Source organism: Kocuria coralli, assembly GCF_008831305.1.
Taxonomy (GTDB): domain Bacteria; phylum Actinomycetota; class Actinomycetes; order Actinomycetales; family Micrococcaceae; genus Kocuria; species Kocuria coralli.
The window spans coordinates 91,504-109,895 of the sequence record NZ_ML708620.1 but is presented as its reverse complement, the minus strand read 5'-3'; the positions used below and the strand labels follow the sequence as shown (position 1 = coordinate 109,895).

The following is an 18,392-nucleotide window of genomic DNA, read 5'->3' as shown; positions in this document are numbered from 1 at the left end:
GTCGGATGAGCGGACGCCCGCAGCGGCTCACAAGCCTAGCGGAGACTCAGGCGGGTCCAGAACAGGCCAGTTGGCCAGCAGCACCTCGGGGTCGGCCCCGCGGTACATCCGCTCGAAGGCCTCGACGGTCGCACCGAAACTGTGCTTCTCGACCAGCCGTCGGCTCGCCAGCCCCATGGCCCGGCGCTGATCGGCCGGCAGGCCGAAGAACTCGGTCAGCTTCCTGGCCAGTTCCTCGTCGTCGCCGGGGGTGAACAGCCACCCGTTGACGCCCGGGTCCACCAGATGCGGCAACGCCCTGGCGTTGGCCAGCAGGACCGGGCGGGAGGCCGCCATCGCCTCCAGCGTCACCAGGGACTGCAGCTCGGCGGTTCCCGGCTGGCAGAAGACGTCGGCCCCCAGATAGGCGCGCCGCAGCTCGTCATCGGGGACGAACCCGCGGAAATGGACCCGGTTGCCCACGCCCGTCTCCTCCGCGAGCCGGGACAGTCGCTCGTATTCGCCCCCTTGGCCCACGACCACCAGAGCGGCGTCCGTCGCCCCGGCTATCCGGGCGAGGGCCTTGATGATCACGTCGACGTGCTTCTCCGGGTCCAGACGGCCCACGAACAGAATGGTCGGGCGCTCGGCCGGAGGAAGCTGCTCGCCGGAGTGCAGTTCGTAGTCCTCCGCCCTGATCCCGTTGGACAGCGCGTAGACGGGGTAGTCGAAACCGTGGTTCTTCATGGCCTCCACGGCCAGGGGCGTCGGCGCGGTGACGACGTCGCAGTGCCGGAAGACGCCGGCCATGTCGCGCCACGAGATGCCCCGGTAGATCCGGCGGATCACCGGCGGGAGCGGCAGGTACTGCTCGATGTTCTCCGGGATGAAGTGGTTGGTGCCGATCAGGCGGATCCCCCGGCGGGCGGCCTCCTTGGCCATGTACCGCCCCAGGATGTAGTGGCATTCGATATGCACGACATCCGGCTTGACGTCGTCGAGCAGGCGATTGACCTCCCCGCGGATCTCCCACGGGAAGCAGAAGTTGAACGTGGTGTAGGTGAACGCCGTATGGGAGCGGAACCTGTGCTCGGTGACGTGGCCGTCCATACGCCGGATGGACGGGCCTCGGCCGGGCCGCGGTGCTGCGACATGCACGTCGTGCCCGCGCCGGGACATGGCCTGGGCCAGGCGCCGGGAGAAGTGGGATGAGCCATTGATATCGGGCGGGTAGGTCTCCGCCACGATCAGAACCGTCAGCGCTCCGCCGTCGGGCTCCGGGCGATCGTCGGTGTCGCGGGCGGGCAGGCGGTAGTCGTCGTGAATCTCACCGCGTGGATTGGATCCGGGAAACGAGCTGTGGCCGTTGCGGTGGTCGTTCTGGGTCACAGAGATTCAGTCCTCCGAGGGGTCTCGAGGCGCGGCGCGCTGCGGGCCGGGCACGATGCCGAATTGGCCGGTCCCGGGCGTCCGGGCTGCGGCGAGCTTGGCCAGCACCTCCGGGTGATACTTCGACAATAACCGGACGCCCGTGATGGACACGGCACCGCACACGGCCAGGATGGTCCCGGCCAGCGGTCCGAAATCCGGTCCTGCCTCCCCCAGGACCGACAGGCCGACGAACACCCCGATCATGGGATCGACGACGGTCAACCCCGCCATGACGAGCTCCGGCGGCCCGGATGCATAGGCGCTCTGCACGAGCCAGCCGCCCAGGACGGCGGCCAGGAGCAGGCCGGCGACATTGCCGTACTCGATGTTCTGCCACCAGGCCCCGCCGCCCGTCTGCATCTGGACTGTGATGACTTTCACCTCCACGGCCACGAACCCGTAGAGGGATCCGGCGGCGAAGAGGTAGAACAGGCCGCGGTGGCGGTCTTTGACCAGCAGCATGCCCAGGCACACGAAGACGACCAGTCCGGCCAGCAGATACGTCACCACGTCGGAGGCGTGGTCGGTGATCGATATGGCCGGGTCCGTGTAGCGGACCGCCGTCAGGACGAAGAACGTGGCACCGCCGATGCACAGCGCGATGGCCCGCCACGTCGTGGCCGTGATCCGGATCTTGACGTGTCGCGCGTGGAGGATCGTGGTGATCACCAGACCCAGCACCCCGATGGGCTGCACGACGGTCACCGGGGCCATGCTCAAGGCCAGGACGTTACCGACCGTCCCTATGCCCAGGAGGACCAGACCGAGGGTCCAGCGAGGCGACCGGAGCACCCTCCCGAACTGCTTGAGGGAGAGTTTCCCGTCGCTGCGGCTGACGACCGCCAGGGATTGGAAGTGGGTACCGCAGGCCAGGCCGATGGCTGAACATACCGCGAGCGATACGGCAATCCAGAGCATTCGGCAGACTCCCAGTGATCTCGGCAGCGAACGCCCTGCGCTCGCGTGACCCGGTCGGGCCACCTGGCCATGCTAGGGGACGGGGCGATGATTCCCTGCACATAGGGAACGCCCCGAGGCTGTATAGCCTCGGGGCGTTCCCTATGGCGACCCTGTGTGCGGACCGGCGGCGGGCCTACCGCCGGCGGCCTGCACGAGGACCGGGATTCAGCATGCGCCTCGCATCAGCGCGAACGGCGGAGGAGCTTGACCAGGAAGATCAGGAATGCGGTGCCGGCGGCGGCAGCCACGGCGATCGGGCCGACCCGCTCCCCCACTTCCTCGGCCATCGACGATGCCTTCAGGTTGGCATTGGAGAAGGTCGACTTGGTGCGGTTCGCGAAGCCCATGGCGGAGGTCTGGACGTGGTCCTTGCGGTTCTCCGCGTCGTCCCGCAGTTCCTTGAGCTTGTCGCGGCGGACGCTCAGACGCTGGCGCAGCTGGGCCTCCGTGGGAGCCGGGGGCTGGTGAGCAGCCTGGGTCTTCTGCTCCTTCTTCTCCTGCGCCTTGCGTTCCTTGGCCTCGGCCTCCTCGCGGCGCACACGAGCCTCCGTGTACGCGGAGCCCTCCTTGACAACGCCGAGGTCGTACTTAAGACCCCGCACGGCACGCACCGGGTTCAAGGGCATGGCGCTCTTGATCGTCACAGCCCCGATGCCCGCCAGCACGGCCAGCACGATCAGGAAGAAAGCGGCGACGATGAGCGCCGACAGCCAGAACGGCATGACCTGGGCCAGGCCCGCGATCGCGGCCACCACGAGGGCGATCGTCGCCAGCGCCAGGAACACGAGCCCGACGACGACGAGCGCGACGCCCTTGCCGACCTTGATGCCCTTTTCCTTGAGTTCCAGCTTGGCGAGGGCCAGCTCGTCCTGCAGCTGGCGCGGGAGGAGCTTGGCGAAGACCTTGACTACGTCCGGCAACGATGCCGCGCCGGCCTGTGACGTACGGTCCGCGCGGTTTGGACCAGCGGTTGATGCTTGATCCGCGTGCGAATCAACGGACGTGGACATTCGTGCCTCCGTAATGTTTTTCATCATCAGCAACCTGAGTGTTGCGTGTTGCCCGGACCCAAAGTATCACCGGGCTGATCAAAATACCGCGCCACACCGGGCAAGTGGTGCATCCGGCTGCTTGGATGACGTGGGGCAGACCATCACCGCATGTGGGAGCGGTTGCAGCGATATTTGCATGCTTGGGCAGGGACCGTCTTGATTCTTCCGTGACACCTCGTTTACGGTGGCACCGTTATGGAACTGTGATAGTCCCTCCCCCGTTCTGGTTCCCACGCTTCCCCCCGATCAATTTCCGCTGATTCGCGCTGCCCGGATACAGGCCTCTCCCCGGCCCACGTGCAGTGCACGCGGACCACGTTGATCCTGACGTTGACCCCCCAATCAGGAAGCAATCACGGATGAAGAACCCCCGTTTTCTCAGTGCTGCCGTCACCGTGGCACTGGGCGGCAGCACTCTGGCCGCCCTCGGATCGACCCCCGCTCATGCCGCCCCGCAGACCGACTGGGACGCGCTCGCGCAGTGCGAGTCCAGCGGCGACTGGTCCATCGATACCGGCAACGGTTTCTACGGCGGCCTGCAGTTCACCCTCTCCACGTGGGAGGCGTTCGGCGGCACGGGTATGCCGCAGGACGCCACCCGCGAGCAGCAGATCGCCGTCGCCGAGAACGTCCTGGCCGGTCAGGGCTGGGGCGCATGGCCCGCATGCTCCGCCGCCCTGGGACTCGACGGCGCCGCGCAGCCCGTTGCCGACCCCATGGGTGCGGGCGCCTCGCAGAGTTCCGTCAGGACGCAGTCGACGGAGCCCGCCCCTGGGGCGGAGCCGCAGGAGCAGACCGCCCCGGCGCAGTCCTCGGGACCGTCCCCCGCCTACCCCGGTCTCACCACTCTCGGTGTGGACATCTCCAGCGGGGCCCTCGAGTTCCCGGACGTCAGCGAGGGCCACTACGCCAAGCCGGACATCGACTGGGCCTCCTCCAACGGCGTGATCATCGGCCATCACGACGGTTCGTTCCGTCCGGACGAGAGCCTCGACCGCGCCTGGTTCATGCTGATGCTCTACCGGATGGCCGGCGAGCCCGCCGTCGATCCCTCGGTCGCCACGAGCACCTATTCGGATGTGACCGTGGATCACCCGCAGGTCGATGCCATCGCCTGGGCCACCCAGCAAGGCCTGGTCGAGGGCTGGCCCGACGGCACGTTCCGGCCCAACGAGGCGGCCGACGCCACTGCCCTGGGTACCGTGCTCCATCGCGCAGCGGGCTCCCCGGCCCATGAGGCGCCCGCGCAGTCCCGCTACACCGACGTCTCCGCCGGGCTGCCCGGGTATCCCCACCTGGACTGGCTCAACGCCGTGCAGGTGCTGCCCGACTTCGACGGCAACCTGGGCGTCGGCGACGGCATCACGCGCGCCGAGTCGACCTCGGTCCTGCGATCGGCGGTCGGCGCCGGCATCCTGCACAACAACGGCGCCGTCGCCTCCGACGTCACCACGGTGGGCGAGACGGAGACCGCCCCGGCCGCGGATGCTCCCGCTCCGGCCCCCGAAGCGGGCGGTGTCATCCAGACCTCGCCCGAGGCTCAGGCCCAGGCGCAGCAGGCACCGGGCGGCGGGACCGCCGTCGAGGTGCAGTCCGTGGTGGACGGCGGCTCGACGGCCTCGGGCGACGCCATCGTGGCCACCGCCATGAAGGGCCTGGGCGGCGACTACGTCTGGGGCGGCACCGAGTTCAAGAGCTGGGACTGCTCCGGCTTCACGCAGTGGGTCTACGCCCAGCACGGCATGCAGATCCCCCGCGTCACCTGGGACCAGTTCGCAGCGGCACAGGCCACCTCCACCCCGCAGCCCGGTGATCTGGTCTCGCAGAACAACGGCTCCCATGTGGGGATCTACCTGGGTGACGGCCTCATGATCTCGGCTCTCAACCCGGAGCAGGGCACGATGGTCCACGCCGTGGACGCGATGCCCGTGGACGGCTACTACACCTACCTGTAGTGACGGCCGTTTCCTGAAGGCCCTGCCGACGGCGCCGCGGCGATGACCCGTCGCGGCGGCACCGCGGTCCGCGCATGCGCTGCATGTGCGGACCGCGGCCCTTCACGGCGCCGGAAGGGGCGCCGTGCTGGAGCGGGCGACCAGGTGGGTGGGAAGCACGACGTGTTCCCCCGCCCTAGAGATCTCCGCCTGACCCGCGTTCAAGCGGCGCAGCGCCAGCCCGACGGCGGCGCGGGCCAGCTGCCGAGGATCCTGGGCCAGGCTCGTCAGGTCGATGTAGGGAAGGGACGCCTGCTCGGAGTCGTCGAAGCCCACCACGGACAGCTTCTCCGGCACCGGGTGCCCCAGGCTCCTGGCCTGGCCGATGACGCCGATGGCGCAGCGATCGTTGAAGGCGATGACAGCCGTGGGAGCCGGCGAGCGCGCGAGGATGCTCTCGACCGCCGTGGCACCCCCGGCCTCCGACGCTCCTCCCTTGACCACCAGCATCTGATCGGCGAGACCGGCCGCCGCCATCGACTCCCGGAAGCCGGTCAGGCGCCGGGCTCCCCCGGCCTCGCGATCGACGTGGACGTAGGCGATCCGCCGGTGGCCGAGCCCCGTGAGGTGCTCCACGGCCAGCGCCACTCCCCGGTAGTCGTCGATGGCCACGCTGTCGAAGGCCCCCGCCGCTGACGCCCGGGTGACGGAGACGACCGGCAGGTTCTTGCCCACGGACTCCAGCCGCTCCTCCGGGAGGGAGGAGCCCAGGAGGAGCACGGCCTCGCAACGATCACGCAGCAGCGCATCGAGGGCCGCCTCCTCGGAGCGCTGGGCGGTCACGGCCGAGAGGGTCACGTTGTAGCCGTGCTCGCCGGCGGCGAGCTGGATCCCCTCGATGATCTCCCCGTGGAAGGGCTGCATGGGCTCGAACGTGATGCCCAGGAGGCGGGAGCGCTGCTGCCGTAGCAGCCGTGCCCGTTCATCGCGGCGATACCCGAGCTGCTCGGCAACGGCCAGGACATGCGCCCGGGTCTCCTCGCTGGCGCCCGGGGCATTGCGGAAGACGATCGAGACCAGGGGCTGGGACACGCCTGCCGCCCGGGCGACGTCGCGCATGGTGACACGACGCCGCACGGTCCGGTCAGGATCACCGGAGGGGGCGGAACGGGAGGTCACGAGCCCGGGCCGGTCACGGGGCTGCCACGGTGAAGGCCTCGCGGAAGCGCGTCAGCGCATCCTCGGGGTCACCCGCCGCGAAGGCCTCCATGGCGACCACCCCGTCGAACCCGAGCTCGGTGAGGGCCGCGGCGACGCGCGGGTAGTGGATCTCCCCCGTGCCCGGTTCGCAGCGTCCCGGTACATCGGCCACCTGGATCTCCCCTATATAAGGAAGCGCGCGGCCGCACAGCTCCACCAGGTTCCCCTCGCCGATCTGCGCGTGGTACAGGTCGAGGTTCAGCCGGAGGTGGGGACTGTCCACCGCGGCCACCAGGGCCAGGGTGTCCTCGGCGCGGGCGAACGGCACGCCGGGGTGGTCGACCGCCGTGTTGAGGTTCTCCAGCGTGAAGATCCTCCCGTGGCGCTCCCCCAGGTTTGCGAGCCGCTCGAGAGTTCGCGCGGCGGCCAGCCAGTCGCTTCCGGTGACCACCGTGTGCGGTACGACCGGCAGGCCTTGGGGATCCAGCCCCGTGCCGTGGACGTTGAGCCTGGGGCAGTCGATGACCTCGGCCGCCGCCAGCGACTCCTCCGCGGTCCGCAGCAGCTGATCGGCGCCGTCCGGGTCCACGAGGCTGCCGGAGACATACCCCGTCATCGAACCGATGCGCGCGCCCGTGGCGGCCAGTGCCGGAAGATCCTTGGTGGTCCAGCCCCAGATCTCGACCTCGAAACCCGACTCGTGCAGGTGCCGCACCCGCTGCTCGAACGGCAGTTCACCGAAGAGCATCTCCGCGTTGGCCGCCAGGGTGAAGCCGCTCATCCGTTCGTCTCCTCGGCATCCAGGGCGACCGGAAGGCCCGTGCGGTGGGACTCGACGCAGGCCACGGCGATCCTCAGGGCATCGCGGGCGGCGTCGGCGCCCGGCCCGGCCACGGGCGTGCCCAGGGCGGTGTCGACGAACGCCTGCAGCTCCCCGGTATAGGCGGAGCGCATCGACTGAGTGTCGGCGCGCACCGTCTCGGTGGCGATGCCGTCGGCCCCGTAGTAGCGCATGCTGGAGGCGGCCAGGTCCCCGGCGGTGGCCATACCCGCCGATCCGAAGACCTCGCCGCGGGTGTCGTAACCGTAGGCGGCCGAGAAGTTCGCCTCGGCGGTGGCGATCGCCCCGTTGTCGTAGCGGATCGTGACCACGGCGGTGTCCAGCAGTCCGGCGTCCTTGTAGTCCGGAGCCACCAGTGCGTCTGCCACGGCGTAGACCTGGGTCGCCCGCGCCCCGGGGTTGAGGAAGTTGAGGGTGTCGAAGTCGTGGATCAAGGTCTCGAAGAAGATCGTCCAGGGCGCCACCGCCGACGGATCGGCCAGCCCGGGGTCACGGGTGAGCGAGCGCAGCAGCTGCGGGGTGCCGATCCGCCCGGCGTCGATGGCCGCCCGCATCTGCGGGAACCCGTCGGCGAAACGGCGGTTGAAACCGATCCGGAACAGCACCTCATGCGCCTGAACGGCACGGCCCACCCGCTCGATCTCCGCAAGGGACATCCCGGCGGGCTTCTCGCAGAAGATCGCCTTGCCCGCCTCGGCCGCCTGCTCCACCAGGGCCGTGTGGAAGCGGGCCGGGGCGGTGATCACCACCGCGTCGATCTGCGGGTCGGCCAGCATCTGCCCGATATCGGTGTATGTCTGCTCCACTCCGAGCGTCCCGGCCAGTCGTTCGGCCGCGCCCGGTACGGGGTCGGCTATGGCGGCGAGCCTGGCATTGGGGATGGCGCGGACGATCAGATCCGCATGGCTGGAACCGATCCTGCCGGCGCCGATCAGGCCGACGTTCAAGGTGCGGGAGTCGGACAAGGGGGTCTCCTTACTGTGAAGCCGCGGACCGTCCATCGAGAACGGTGACGACTTTTGTCCTGACAAAACTGTCTCAAGTGAGACTAGTACGTATTAGTATGAGCGACAACATGCCCGGGTCGACTTTTCAGGGCCGTCTCCCAGGCTGTCGAGGAACTCGTGAAGGCGGAGGACCGAGGGGGCCGCGCACTGCAACGGCGGAAGAATCAGTCGCTCTAGGACATCGCGTTTCGGGTGGCCGATTGGCGGGAGGAGATCTGCCAGGCGATATTGAGCAACGTCACCACGCCGAGGACGATGAGCACTTCGGCCTGGAACTGGACCATGACGAGTTGCTGAGGGCCGGCTACGGCACCGAGGGCAAGGACGACGGCCATCACGAGTCCGCCGATCAGTACCGGCAGACCTCCGAGCCGCCCGGAATCGGTACGGGCTTGTCGACGCATGGCTGAATACACGACCACCGCGAACCCGATGAACAGAACCGCAGCTGCCGAGTTCGCCGCAGGAAGCCCGACTCCCAGAATCAGGCACCCTGCCAGGAACAGCTCGACGGGCGGGAGAAGCACCGCCACCGTTTCGGATGTCCGCGGTCCGGCGAACGCGAGATTCCTGATGTCACGGACTTGGGATTCATACGGCTTTCGCTGCGTCCGATAGGCGTGCAATGCAAGGAGTATTCCCGCAAGAATACGCATGACGGCCAGTGCTACGAGGGTGGTCATGTCCCTCTCCTCAAGCCTTCCCCTGGAAGGCGTTGCCCCGTCTCCGTCGTCTCCATCGAGGCGGTGTCCGGGGGTTTCGATCTCGTCATCGGGAAATCTTCGGACATATCGGACGATACCAAGCTGGTATTCCGAGTCCAGTGAATGCCGTGGTTAGGCACCTGTCAGCGAGGATTGTTACTGCCCCGCAACTCCCACCACGAGGCTCGTCAAAGGCGGACCGGCAGCTTAGTCAGCCGATGCAGGACGCACCATCGTGAGCTGGTGTAGGCGCCGGCCCTCATACCTGATCCCCGGAACCAACGGCGTGGGACCGTGGGCCGTAAAACCCATACGTTCGAAGAACCGGGTGGCACGGGTGTTCTCCACCAGCGTCTGAAGGTGGCAGCCCGGGGACCCGGCCTCGGCGAGACGATCGAGCCAGCGGTGCATCAGGGCGTCTGCAGCCCCCGTCCCCCGCGCCTCCGGGATGACGTTGATGTGCAGGTGCGCCGGCCAGCGTTCATCGGAGAAATCGCCGGCGGCCGTCTGCTCCCGGCGAAGCCTCGCTGCGAGCATGTCCGTCAGCGAGCGCAGAAAGAAGCCCATCACCCGGGGCTTGAGCATCAGCCGATGCTCGGTCACGGCGCGGGTGAAACGTTCGTCTTCGCTGGGCAGCCTCGAGCTGTCGAGGCAGCCGGTGAGGTAGCCGACCAGCTCTCCCTTCCTCTCCGCGAGGAACAGCGACTCCGGCTCGAGCTCGACGTAGGGGTCCAAGTAGATCGCCCGCTCCGACTCGGCATGCCCCCACAGCTCACCACTGGGAGAACCGGCGCCCGCCCGGGCGAACAGGTCGTTCAGCCGCTGCCGGTCCGAGGGTTCGAAAGAGCGGACGATCGTCTCAGACACGGGGATCCTCCTGGATTCGACGCGCATATCGGCAACCCGACGACGAGCAGGCACCCGCCTTCACCGCGGCTCACGACTTCGGCCCGTCGGCCACTGGGGTACCCACGGTAATGGGTAGCGGTCCGATCGGGGCGACGCACACTACGAAAAAGGGCCCACCCGGCGGTCTGCCGTGTGGGCCTTCTTCTGTCTGCTCCCCCGACTGGACTCGAACCAGTAACCCTTCGATTAACAGTCGAATGCTCTGCCAATTGAGCTACGGGGGAATGCGCACGCCATGCATGCAACGAGAGAAGATCATACCCGCCGCATGCCCAGCGCACAATTCGTAGGGGCCTACTGGGCCTGCAGCTTCCGCCGCTGCATCTCCAGCTCCAGGAGCTGACGGCTCAGCGCCTGGTACTGCTCCGGCTGCTCGCGGGAGTGGGTGCGCTCGAGTTCGGCGCGGAGGTCGGCCTGGCGGCGGTGGATCTGCCGGTCGAACAGGTGGGCGATGACGCCCGATGCGTAGCGCTGCAGCTGGTTGTCGTTGGAGGCCGGCAGAGCCCGCATGGACAATCCGGCCACGTACCCCCGCAATTGCTCGGGCACCGCAGCGCTGAGCGCCTCCACCCAGGCGCGCCCCTGGTGGATGGCCTCGCCGCCGGCCCCGGAATACACGGCCACGACGGCGTCGTGCACCGCCGTATGCACCGGATGGGCGCACTCCACCGCGGTGAACCGCTCCCACTCGGCCTCCCCCAGCAGGTGCGGCACCTGCACCACGACCTCCAGGGCCTCGCGCTCGGTGCGCAGCATCGGATCGCGCGGGTCCGGCAGCGATACCCGCGGCGTCCTGTCCTCCGGCTCCTGCGCCGCGGGCTCATAGGTGATCCGTTGCCGTTCGTTCCTGGGGGCGCGGGCGGCGATCTCCACCGCATTGACGACGTCCGGCACCTCCAGCCCCAGCCAGCCCGCCAGTTGACGCGCGTAAGCCGGGCGCAGGGTGGTGTCCCTGATCTGGGCGACGATCGGGGCGGTGGCCCGCATCGCCCGCACCCTGCCCTCCAGGGTCGCCAGATCGTAGTTCTTCATGGTCGCCCTGATGGCGAACTCGAACAGCGGCCGCTTGGCCTCCAGCAGCGAACGCACCGCGGCGTCGCCCCGGGCCAGGCGCAGCTCGCAGGGATCCATGCCGTTGGGCTCCACGGCCACGAAAGTCTGCGCCATGAACTTCTGGTCCTCGTCGAAGGCCCGCAGCGCTGCCTTCTGCCCCGCGGCGTCGCCGTCGAAGGTGAAGACCACCTCTCCGCCGCTGCCGTCGTCGGAGAGGAACCGGCGCACGATCTTGATGTGCTCCGCCCCGAACGCCGTGCCGCAGGTGGCGACGGCGGTCGGCACACCCGCCAGGTGCATCGACATCACGTCCGTGTAGCCCTCGACCACCACCACCTGGCGGCGTTTGGCGATCTGGCGCTTGGCCTTGTCGATCCCGTAGAGCACCTGCGACTTCTTGTAGAGCTGCGTCTCCGGGGTATTGAGGTACTTGGGCCCCTGGTCCTCGTCGTAGAGCTTGCGGGCCCCGAATCCGATGACCTCTCCGCCGATACCACGAATCGGGAAGATGAGACGACCCCGGAAGCGGTCGTACATCCCGCGGTTGCCGGCGGAGAACATGCCGGTGGCCTCGAGCTCGTCGTCGTTGTAGCCGCGCGAGCGCAAGTGCTTGAGCAGGTGGTCCCATCCCTGCGGCGCGTAGCCGACGCCGTACTCCTGGGCGTCCTGAGGGGTGAAGCCGCGTTCGCCCAGATACTGCTGGGCCGTGGCGGCGCCCTTGGTCCGCAGCTGCGCCTGGAAGAACTCGGCGGCCACCTTGTGAGCGTCCAGCAGCCGCTGACGGCGGCCCACCTGCTCCCGGTCGGGGCCCGAGCCCTGCTCGTAGTGCAGCTCGTAGCCGATCCGGGCCGCCAGGCGCTCCACGGTCTCGGTGAACGTGGTGTGCTCCAGGGACATGATGAAGGCGATGACGTCGCCGGACTCGTCGCAGCCGAAGCAGTGGTAGGTCCCGTACTGGGGGCGGACGTGGAAGGACGGGGTCCGTTCGTCGTGGAAGGGGCATAGCCCCTTGTAGGAGCCGATTCCGGCGGGTTTGAGGGTCACGTAGCCCTCGACGATCTCGCGGATATCGGTGCGCGATCGCACCTCGTCGATATCCTCACGTCGAATCAGCCCAGCCACGGCGAACAGTCTAGTGCGCTTCTCCGACGGCGCTCACGACGGGACCGGCCCGCCCATCGTGATCGACGGGCGGGCCGGGTAGGAAGCACATCGGATGGTCAGCCGGTCTCCCCGTCACGCAGCGTCTTGGTGCCGGCCAGGGCCGCGCCGCCCAGCAGCGCAGCGGCGGCGAAGCCGAAGAAGCCCCAGGGGTAGGCGATCCCCGCAGCGAGCATGGCACCACCCAGGCTGGGCCCGGAGATCGCGCCCAGCCGTCCTACGCCGGCGGACATACCCAGCGCGGTGGCACGGACGTTGGCGAGGTAGTTGGCCGCGCAGAAGGCGTAGACCAGCACCTGGGCGGAGAACACGAAGCAGCCCGTGACGAAGATCATCGCGTAGATCCCCACCAGCGGCAGCTGGACGGCCAGGGCCGCCAGGAGCACGCCGGCGCCGATGAACCAGATGATGCCCGCATTGCGCGGGGTGATCCGGTCGGCGGTCCGCCCGGCGATCAGCAGGCCCACCACGGCGCCGATGTTGAGGATGAGCAGGAAGCCCAGGGCGTTGCCGAGATCGTAGTCCGCGGCCCGCATGATCTGCGGCAGCCAGGTGTTCAGCCCGTAGACCAGCAACAGGCCCATGAAGGAGGCGATCCACACGAAGATCGTGTTGCGCCGGAACTGCCCTTGCAGCACCAGGCCGGCCCCCTTGCGGGCGGCCTGCTCGCCGTCGGGAGCGGCGTCGGCCAGGGCCTTCTCCCGGTGCTCCTGATCGGAGAAGTCCAGGCCGTAATGCTCGGCGACGGCCCGTGCCTCGCTCACCCTGCCCTTGGAGAGCAAATAGTCGGGCGACTCGGGCAGGAAGACGTACATGAGCGGCACCAGCACCACGGCCGGCAGCGCGCCGATGATGAACATGGCGTGCCAGTTGATGTTCTGCACCACCACGATCGCCAGCGCCGCCGTCGCCACCGCACCCACGTGATAGCCGGTCATCATGAGCGTCGTGGACTTTCCGGTGCGGTTCTTCCCCGCGAACTCGGTGACCATCGAGATGCCGGTGGGCAGGCAGCCGCCCAGGCCCAGGCCGGCCAGGAACCGCAGGAGGCCGAACAGGAAGATCGAGTCCACGAACGCCATGCCCAGGGTGAAGGCGGAGAACAGCAGCACGGCGCCCATGAGCAGCTTGCGCCGCCCGAAACGGTCGGTGGCCCAGCCCATGGCCAGGGCGCCGATCATCATGCCGACCAGCCCGACCGTGGCCACCACGGTGCCGGAGGCCGCCGTGAGCCCGAAGTCGGGATCGTCGATCATGGAGGGCATCACCGCGCCCAGGACGACGGCGTCGAACCCGTCCAGGAGGACGGCGACCCAGCACAGGGGCGCGACCCATGCGCGGTGGCGCAGGATCAGGCTGCCTGTGCGCTGGGATGCGGAGGAGTCGGAGGCAGGGGAAGACATGGGCACCCTTGAAGCAGTCGGGATCGGTGGCGCGGCCTCACGCAGGATCCGGGGATCCACGAGGTACGTTGCACACCGTATGCCCCCCGGGCGACGGCATCCGCGGATCGGGCGGGTTTCCTCCCGGTGTGTCCCGCGTCTCAGCCGGGTGTTCCCAGGTGGATCCCCTCAGTCAGCTCCCCGGCCTCACCAGAGCGGCTTGTCCCCCACCCTCCACGTGGCGCCCATGATGCGATCGTGCAGCCGCAAGGCGGAGGTGTCGGTGAGCGAGGCGATCTGATCGATCACGATCCGCAGCCGCCGTCCCTCGGCGCCCGGCCCGTCCCCGACGTGGTGCCAGTCCGTGGCGAAGGCAGGGGCCAGGAAACGGCCGTCCGAGTCCATCAGGGACTCCGTCAGCAGCCGCAGGATCTCCCGCTGGTTCTCGTGGATGGGCATGGCATCGCGCACGTTCATCATGTAGGTCACGGCGATGCCCTTCAGCACGGCGATCTCGTCCACGGTCTCGCCCGGGACCACCATCGAGGCTGCGTACCGGGTGAGCGCCCCCTGACCCGTGACCGTCCGGGTGGCCGCCACCGCGGACATCGCGAACCGGCCGATCAGTTGGGAGGTCATGTCCTTGAGCCGGGCCAGATCCCGCCGGGAGCCGCTCATCTCCCGCACCCACTCGGGGGCGGACTCCAGCCGGGAGAGGGCGGCGTCGAGCACGGAGTCCTCCACCCCGGGCAGGTACCAGTCACGGGTGTTCTCGAAGACGCGCTCGCGCTGCCTGGGGTCGGAGAGCCGGTTGAGCCGCAGCATGCCGGCGGCCACGGCGTCCTCGACGTCGTGCACCGAGTAGGAGATGTCATCGGCCAGGTCCATGACCTGGGCTTCCAGGCACTTGGTGCGCTCCGGAGCTCCCTCGCGCATCCACTCGAAGACCGGCAGGTCGTCCTGGTAGACCCCGAACTTATGCGAACGGCTCCCGTCGGGGCGGATGGGGGCCTCGTGGACCTGCCAGGGATACTTGCAGGTCGCGTCCAAGGTGGCCCGGGTCAGGTTCAGCCCCGCCGATTCCTCCGCCTCGCCGTCTCCGGCGATGACCTTCGGCTCCAGCCGCACCAGCAGCCGCAGCGTCTGGGCATTGCCCTCGAACCCGCCGATCTCCGCGGCCTGCTCGTTGAGCTCCTGCTCGCCGTTGTGCCCGAACGGCGGGTGCCCCAGGTCGTGCGACAGGCACGCGGCATCGACGACGTCCGGATCGCAACCCAGCAGCCGCCCCACCTCGCGGCCGATCTGGGCCACCTCCAGCGAATGGGTCAGGCGGTTGCGCACGAAATCGTCCGACGACGGCGCCACCACCTGCGTCTTGGCCGCCAGCCTGCGCAGGGCGGAGGAATGCAGGATTCGCGCACGGTCCCGTTCGAAGTGCGATCGGTACTTGTTGTGGTGGTTCTCCGTCACCCACCGCTCGATGTCCCGCGCGGCGTATCCCTCAGCGGGAGTCCGGGTGCGGTCGACCTCCGCGAGCATGTCGGCGATGCCCTCGATCGGCAGTTCCGGGGTGGGTTCGGTGATGGGCATGACGGGATCGGACACCCCTCCATTGTGCCCGGCCGGACGTCGGGCGGCGGTGAGCCCGCACCGGCCGGACCGCACGGACCTCAGCCGGAAGACCGCCCGACCGGAAGGATCTCAGCCGCCGGAGACGTCGAGTTCGGCGTCGACCAGGCCGAGGCGCTGATCGTCGTGGATGAGACGGTCCTCGAGCCAGCGGTCGGGAAGGGCGGCCTTCTTGGGGTTGCCGGCGCGACCGCGCGGCCCTTCGACCGCGGCACCGGGGTACGGCTGATCCAGGTCGAGCCGGCTGAGCAGTTCCTCCAGCTGGTCCAGGGTCTCGACGGCGGCCAGGCTGGCGCGCATCTCCCCGCCCACGGGGTAGCCCTTGAAGTACCAGGCCACGTGCTTGCGGATCTCGCGCAGTCCCTGAGCCTCGTCGTTGTTCTGCTCGGCCAGCAGCTGGGCATGCCGGTAGATGGTGGCCGCCACGGCCCGCAGGCCGGGTCGGGCCCGGTCCCGGCGGCCGTCGAAGGCCGCTTGCAGATCGCCGAACAGCCACGGCCGCCCCTGGCATCCGCGGCCGATCACCACGCCGTCCACCCCGGTCTGCTCGACCATGCGCACGGCGTCCTCCGCGGACCAGATGTCCCCGTTGCCCAGGATCGCCATGTCCGGCAGCTCCTCGCGCAGCCGGGCGATCGCGGACCAGTCGGCGGTGCCCGAGTAGTGCTGCTCCAGCGTCCTGCCGTGCAGGGTCATCGCGGCGACGCCGGCGTCCCGGGCGATGCGGCCGGCCTCCAGATAGGTCAGGTGATCGTCGTCGATGCCCATGCGGGTCTTGATCGTCACCGGCACGTCGCCCCGGTCGGCCTCCCGCACGGCGGTGGAGACGATCGCCTGGAACAGGTCGGTCTTCCAGGGCAGGGCCGATCCGCCGCCGCGTTTGGTCACCTTGGGAACGGGGCAGCCGAAGTTCAGGTCGATGTGATCGGCGATGGCCTCCTCGACCACCATCCGCACGGCCTTGCCCACGTTGACCGCATCCACGCCGTAGATCTGGACGGAGCGCGGGGTCTCATCGGCATCGTGGTGCACGATCTGCAGGGACTTCTCCCGGCGCTCGACCAGCGCGCGGGCCGTGACCATCTCCGTCACGTAGAGCCCTCCGCCGTGCTCCCGGCACAGCCTGCGGAAGGCCTTGTTGGTCACCCCCGCCATGGGCGCGAGGACCACCGGGACATCGATCGTGAGGTTGCCCAGCCGGAGGGGAGGCAGATCCAGCACCACGGCCTCGTCCGCCGCCACGGTCTCGACCGTTCCCGCTCCGAGCGGCGTCGTCGTCGGGGTCGGGCGTTCTCCGGAAGGCGATACGGCTGCCTCCGGAGAGGTCACCGGCAAGTGCATGGTGGTCATCAGATCATTTTCCCATATCCGCGTCCCCGCGGGACGTGAGCTTTACCGCTTCCCTCTTGTCCCCCACCCAATCGCCGGGAGCCGGTACGGCCTGTCACCGGTGCGCCCTCTCCTTGTGCGATGACATAGAATATTCGCAAGTGCACACAGCGCTGGTCGCGCTCACAGATCCACGGAGGCCACAGTGTCCTACGCTCCCCAGGGGTCCGGCCCCTACCCGCAGAATCCCGCGGGCCCCCAGCCGTACGGCGTCGCGCCGCAGAACCCGGCGGCGCTTCAGGCCGCCTGGAGATACTCCGCCCGCCGCAAGAACGACACCACGGCCTGGCTGCTGTGGATCGGCGGGCCGTTCCTGATCGGCCTGCCCGTGCACGACTTCTACTTCGGTGACATCGGCCGCGGCCTGGCCAAGCTCGGACTGATCGTCCTGGGGTTCGTCGGCATGGTCATCAGCTTCATCGTGGGAGCCATGTCCACGGCCGGCACCGACAACGCGATGGGGATGCCGGCCGGCATCCTGATCGGCATGGGCTTGCTGCTCCTGTGCTTCCTCATCCTGGCGGCATGGTGGATCTACGACGGCGTCACCATGACCCGGCGGATCGAGTCCAAGAACGACCGGATCCGGCAGCAGATCGCTGCCGAGCAGGGAATCGACGCCTGGTCCTTCTGAGCTGCGACCCGGTTCCTCCGGACATCTCTTCGCTGAGAAGCGAGTTGAGCCGCCCATCAAGGCCGATGGGCGGCTCAACTCGCATCTCGGCGGGATAACCCGCCGGAAAGGCGGCTCAGGACGGGTCGGCGTAGGTGATCGCCTCGTCGACCACCTTGGCCACGCCCTCGGAGACCAGCTGGGCGCAGACGACGGCGAGCGGGCGCATGGCATCGGTGACCTCCACCCGGATCGGATACCGGGCCACCAGCAGCCCCATGAGCTTGGCGACGGCGATCGCTGCCTCCTCGTCGGGGAGCGACGGGTCCCAGCCGATCAGCACGTCGGTGGGCAGGTCGTCCAGCTCGGCCAGGTGATCCGCGTCCGCCTCGGCGCGCTCGGCGTCCAGCTCCAGGGAGCGGTAGCTGATCGCGAAGGCGCCGATGGTGCCGCGCACCCCGGCCCCGCGGTCCACGCCGCGGCGCAGCACGATCGCACCGTAGGCCTGCGAGGTCTCCGACAGGAACTGCTTGTTGACCTGCCCGATCGTGAGCTCCGCGGGCGGGTCCCAGGCGTTGACCGCCCGGTAGAACTCCCCCACCGCGCGGGTCAGCTCCACCGACCCGGTGGCGAGGTCCTCGATGGCCTCCGTGGCCGAGTCGCCCTCGCCGATGGGCTGCGGAGGCAGTGCGCCGGGAGCCACGATGACATGCCGGTGGGTCATCACCGGCAGCATTCCCTGGGCCTCGGCGAACTTCTCCCCCGTGCTGCCCGGCCCGACCTTGGTGCGCAACGGCATCCCGGGGTGGGCCTGGGCGGCGACCGACCGCAGCCGGGCGGCCAGCTCGCGGGCCACACCTTCGCCCCGGTTGGCCGTCGCCACCTCGGCGAAGGCCCACAACCGGGTCGGGTGCAGCGGGTTGAGCTGCACCGCGCCGGCACCGACCACCACGCCGTCGTCGGAGGCGGAGGCGGAACCCGCAGCGCCGGCATCGGCGGCCACCACGGTCCGCGACCACGCGGGCTCCTCGGTGTCCGGCCCCATGAGGGCGCGCAGCGCGATCACCGGGTCGGCCTCGGGAGCGGGCAGGACCTCCAGGAGGCGGAGGTCGTCGCCCTCGTTCCACGAACGGTAGTCAACAGCCATG

General features: G+C 68.9%; 15 protein-coding genes and 1 tRNA gene. 2 read left to right on the top strand and 14 right to left on the bottom strand.

Annotated features, from left to right (window positions below):
* Positions 1 to 27: 27 nt before the first annotated feature.
* The 3 genes from FCK90_RS10425 to FCK90_RS10415 all read right to left on the bottom strand — a co-directional run bounded on the left by FCK90_RS10425 (position 28) and on the right by FCK90_RS10415 (position 3,290).
* On the bottom strand, positions 28 to 1,287 hold the full coding sequence (locus FCK90_RS10425) for a glycosyltransferase (RefSeq protein WP_425481699.1): 1,260 nt from the start codon (positions 1,285 to 1,287) through the stop codon (positions 28 to 30).
* Positions 1,288 to 1,374: 87 nt separating this feature from the next.
* Positions 1,375 to 2,328: a DMT family transporter gene (locus FCK90_RS10420; RefSeq protein WP_158034237.1), complete on the bottom strand. Its 954-nt coding sequence runs from the start codon at positions 2,326 to 2,328 to the stop codon at positions 1,375 to 1,377.
* 224 nt (positions 2,329 to 2,552) lie between these two features.
* The gene (locus FCK90_RS10415; protein WP_246180158.1) at positions 2,553 to 3,290 is read right to left on the bottom strand and encodes a phage holin family protein; all 738 of its coding nucleotides are present in this window, start codon (positions 3,288 to 3,290) and stop codon (positions 2,553 to 2,555) included.
* Positions 3,291 to 3,781: 491 nt separating this feature from the next.
* On the opposite strand from FCK90_RS10415, the gene FCK90_RS15955 reads away from it, so the two are divergent.
* Positions 3,782 to 5,377: a transglycosylase family protein gene (locus FCK90_RS15955; protein WP_425481698.1), complete on the top strand. Its 1,596-nt coding sequence runs from the start codon at positions 3,782 to 3,784 to the stop codon at positions 5,375 to 5,377.
* Positions 5,378 to 5,479: 102 nt separating this feature from the next.
* Here the strand turns inward: FCK90_RS15955 and FCK90_RS10390 are convergent, their stop codons facing one another.
* The 10 genes from FCK90_RS10390 to dusB form a co-directional block, all read right to left on the bottom strand.
* On the bottom strand, positions 5,480 to 6,475 hold the full coding sequence (locus tag FCK90_RS10390; RefSeq protein ID WP_158034271.1) for a LacI family DNA-binding transcriptional regulator: 996 nt from the start codon (positions 6,473 to 6,475) through the stop codon (positions 5,480 to 5,482).
* A gap of 73 nt (positions 6,476 to 6,548) precedes the next feature.
* Entirely contained in the window at positions 6,549 to 7,337 is a 789-nt protein-coding gene (locus tag FCK90_RS10385) for a TIM barrel protein (RefSeq protein WP_158034235.1), read from the bottom strand.
* Positions 7,334 to 8,362: a Gfo/Idh/MocA family oxidoreductase gene (locus FCK90_RS10380; RefSeq protein ID WP_158034234.1), complete on the bottom strand. Its 1,029-nt coding sequence runs from the start codon at positions 8,360 to 8,362 to the stop codon at positions 7,334 to 7,336. The genes FCK90_RS10385 and FCK90_RS10380 overlap by 4 nt, the downstream gene beginning before the upstream one ends.
* Positions 8,363 to 8,577: 215 nt before the next feature.
* Positions 8,578 to 9,087, bottom strand: a complete 510-nt coding sequence (locus FCK90_RS10375; protein ID WP_158034233.1) for a MauE/DoxX family redox-associated membrane protein — start codon at positions 9,085 to 9,087, stop codon at positions 8,578 to 8,580.
* A gap of 228 nt (positions 9,088 to 9,315) precedes the next feature.
* Positions 9,316 to 9,975, bottom strand: coding sequence for a GNAT family N-acetyltransferase (locus FCK90_RS10370; protein ID WP_220433318.1), 660 nt, complete (start codon positions 9,973 to 9,975; stop codon positions 9,316 to 9,318).
* 193 nt (positions 9,976 to 10,168) lie between these two features.
* Positions 10,169 to 10,241, bottom strand: a tRNA-Asn gene (locus FCK90_RS10365).
* Positions 10,242 to 10,311: 70 nt separating this feature from the next.
* Positions 10,312 to 12,192, bottom strand: a complete 1,881-nt coding sequence (dnaG, locus tag FCK90_RS10360) for a DNA primase (RefSeq protein ID WP_158034231.1) — start codon at positions 12,190 to 12,192, stop codon at positions 10,312 to 10,314.
* Between the two features lie 98 nt (positions 12,193 to 12,290).
* Entirely contained in the window at positions 12,291 to 13,634 is a 1,344-nt protein-coding gene (locus FCK90_RS10355; RefSeq protein WP_158034230.1) for an MFS transporter, read from the bottom strand.
* 186 nt (positions 13,635 to 13,820) lie between these two features.
* Entirely contained in the window at positions 13,821 to 15,152 is a 1,332-nt protein-coding gene (locus FCK90_RS10350) for a deoxyguanosinetriphosphate triphosphohydrolase (RefSeq protein ID WP_158034270.1), read from the bottom strand.
* A gap of 162 nt (positions 15,153 to 15,314) precedes the next feature.
* Positions 15,315 to 16,583, bottom strand: a complete 1,269-nt coding sequence (dusB, locus tag FCK90_RS10345; protein WP_158034269.1) for a tRNA dihydrouridine synthase DusB — start codon at positions 16,581 to 16,583, stop codon at positions 15,315 to 15,317.
* Positions 16,584 to 16,776: 193 nt separating this feature from the next.
* On the opposite strand from dusB, the gene FCK90_RS10340 reads away from it, so the two are divergent.
* On the top strand, positions 16,777 to 17,265 hold the full coding sequence (locus FCK90_RS10340; protein ID WP_181954282.1) for a TM2 domain-containing protein: 489 nt from the start codon (positions 16,777 to 16,779) through the stop codon (positions 17,263 to 17,265).
* A 115-nt stretch (positions 17,266 to 17,380) separates the two neighbouring features.
* On the opposite strand, the gene FCK90_RS10335 is transcribed toward FCK90_RS10340, so the two are convergent.
* Positions 17,381 to 18,391: an N-acetyltransferase gene (locus FCK90_RS10335; RefSeq protein WP_158034228.1), complete on the bottom strand. Its 1,011-nt coding sequence runs from the start codon at positions 18,389 to 18,391 to the stop codon at positions 17,381 to 17,383.
* Position 18,392 lies beyond the last annotated feature (1 nt).

Coding starts and splice junctions, on each gene's coding strand:
- FCK90_RS15955 (WP_425481698.1), top strand. CDS start 3,782: ATGAAGAACCCCCGTTTTCTCAGTGCTGCCGTCACCGTGGCACTGGGC.
- FCK90_RS10375 (WP_158034233.1), bottom strand. CDS start 9,087: ATGACCACCCTCGTAGCACTGGCCGTCATGCGTATTCTTGCGGGAATA.
- dusB (WP_158034269.1), bottom strand. CDS start 16,583: ATGCACTTGCCGGTGACCTCTCCGGAGGCAGCCGTATCGCCTTCCGGA.
- FCK90_RS10350 (WP_158034270.1), bottom strand. CDS start 15,152: ATGCTCGCGGAGGTCGACCGCACCCGGACTCCCGCTGAGGGATACGCC.
- FCK90_RS10385 (WP_158034235.1), bottom strand. CDS start 7,337: ATGAGCGGCTTCACCCTGGCGGCCAACGCGGAGATGCTCTTCGGTGAA.
- FCK90_RS10420 (WP_158034237.1), bottom strand. CDS start 2,328: ATGCTCTGGATTGCCGTATCGCTCGCGGTATGTTCAGCCATCGGCCTG.
- FCK90_RS10335 (WP_158034228.1), bottom strand. CDS start 18,391: ATGGCTGTTGACTACCGTTCGTGGAACGAGGGCGACGACCTCCGCCTC.
- FCK90_RS10355 (WP_158034230.1), bottom strand. CDS start 13,634: ATGTCTTCCCCTGCCTCCGACTCCTCCGCATCCCAGCGCACAGGCAGC.
- FCK90_RS10390 (WP_158034271.1), bottom strand. CDS start 6,475: ATGCGCGACGTCGCCCGGGCGGCAGGCGTGTCCCAGCCCCTGGTCTCG.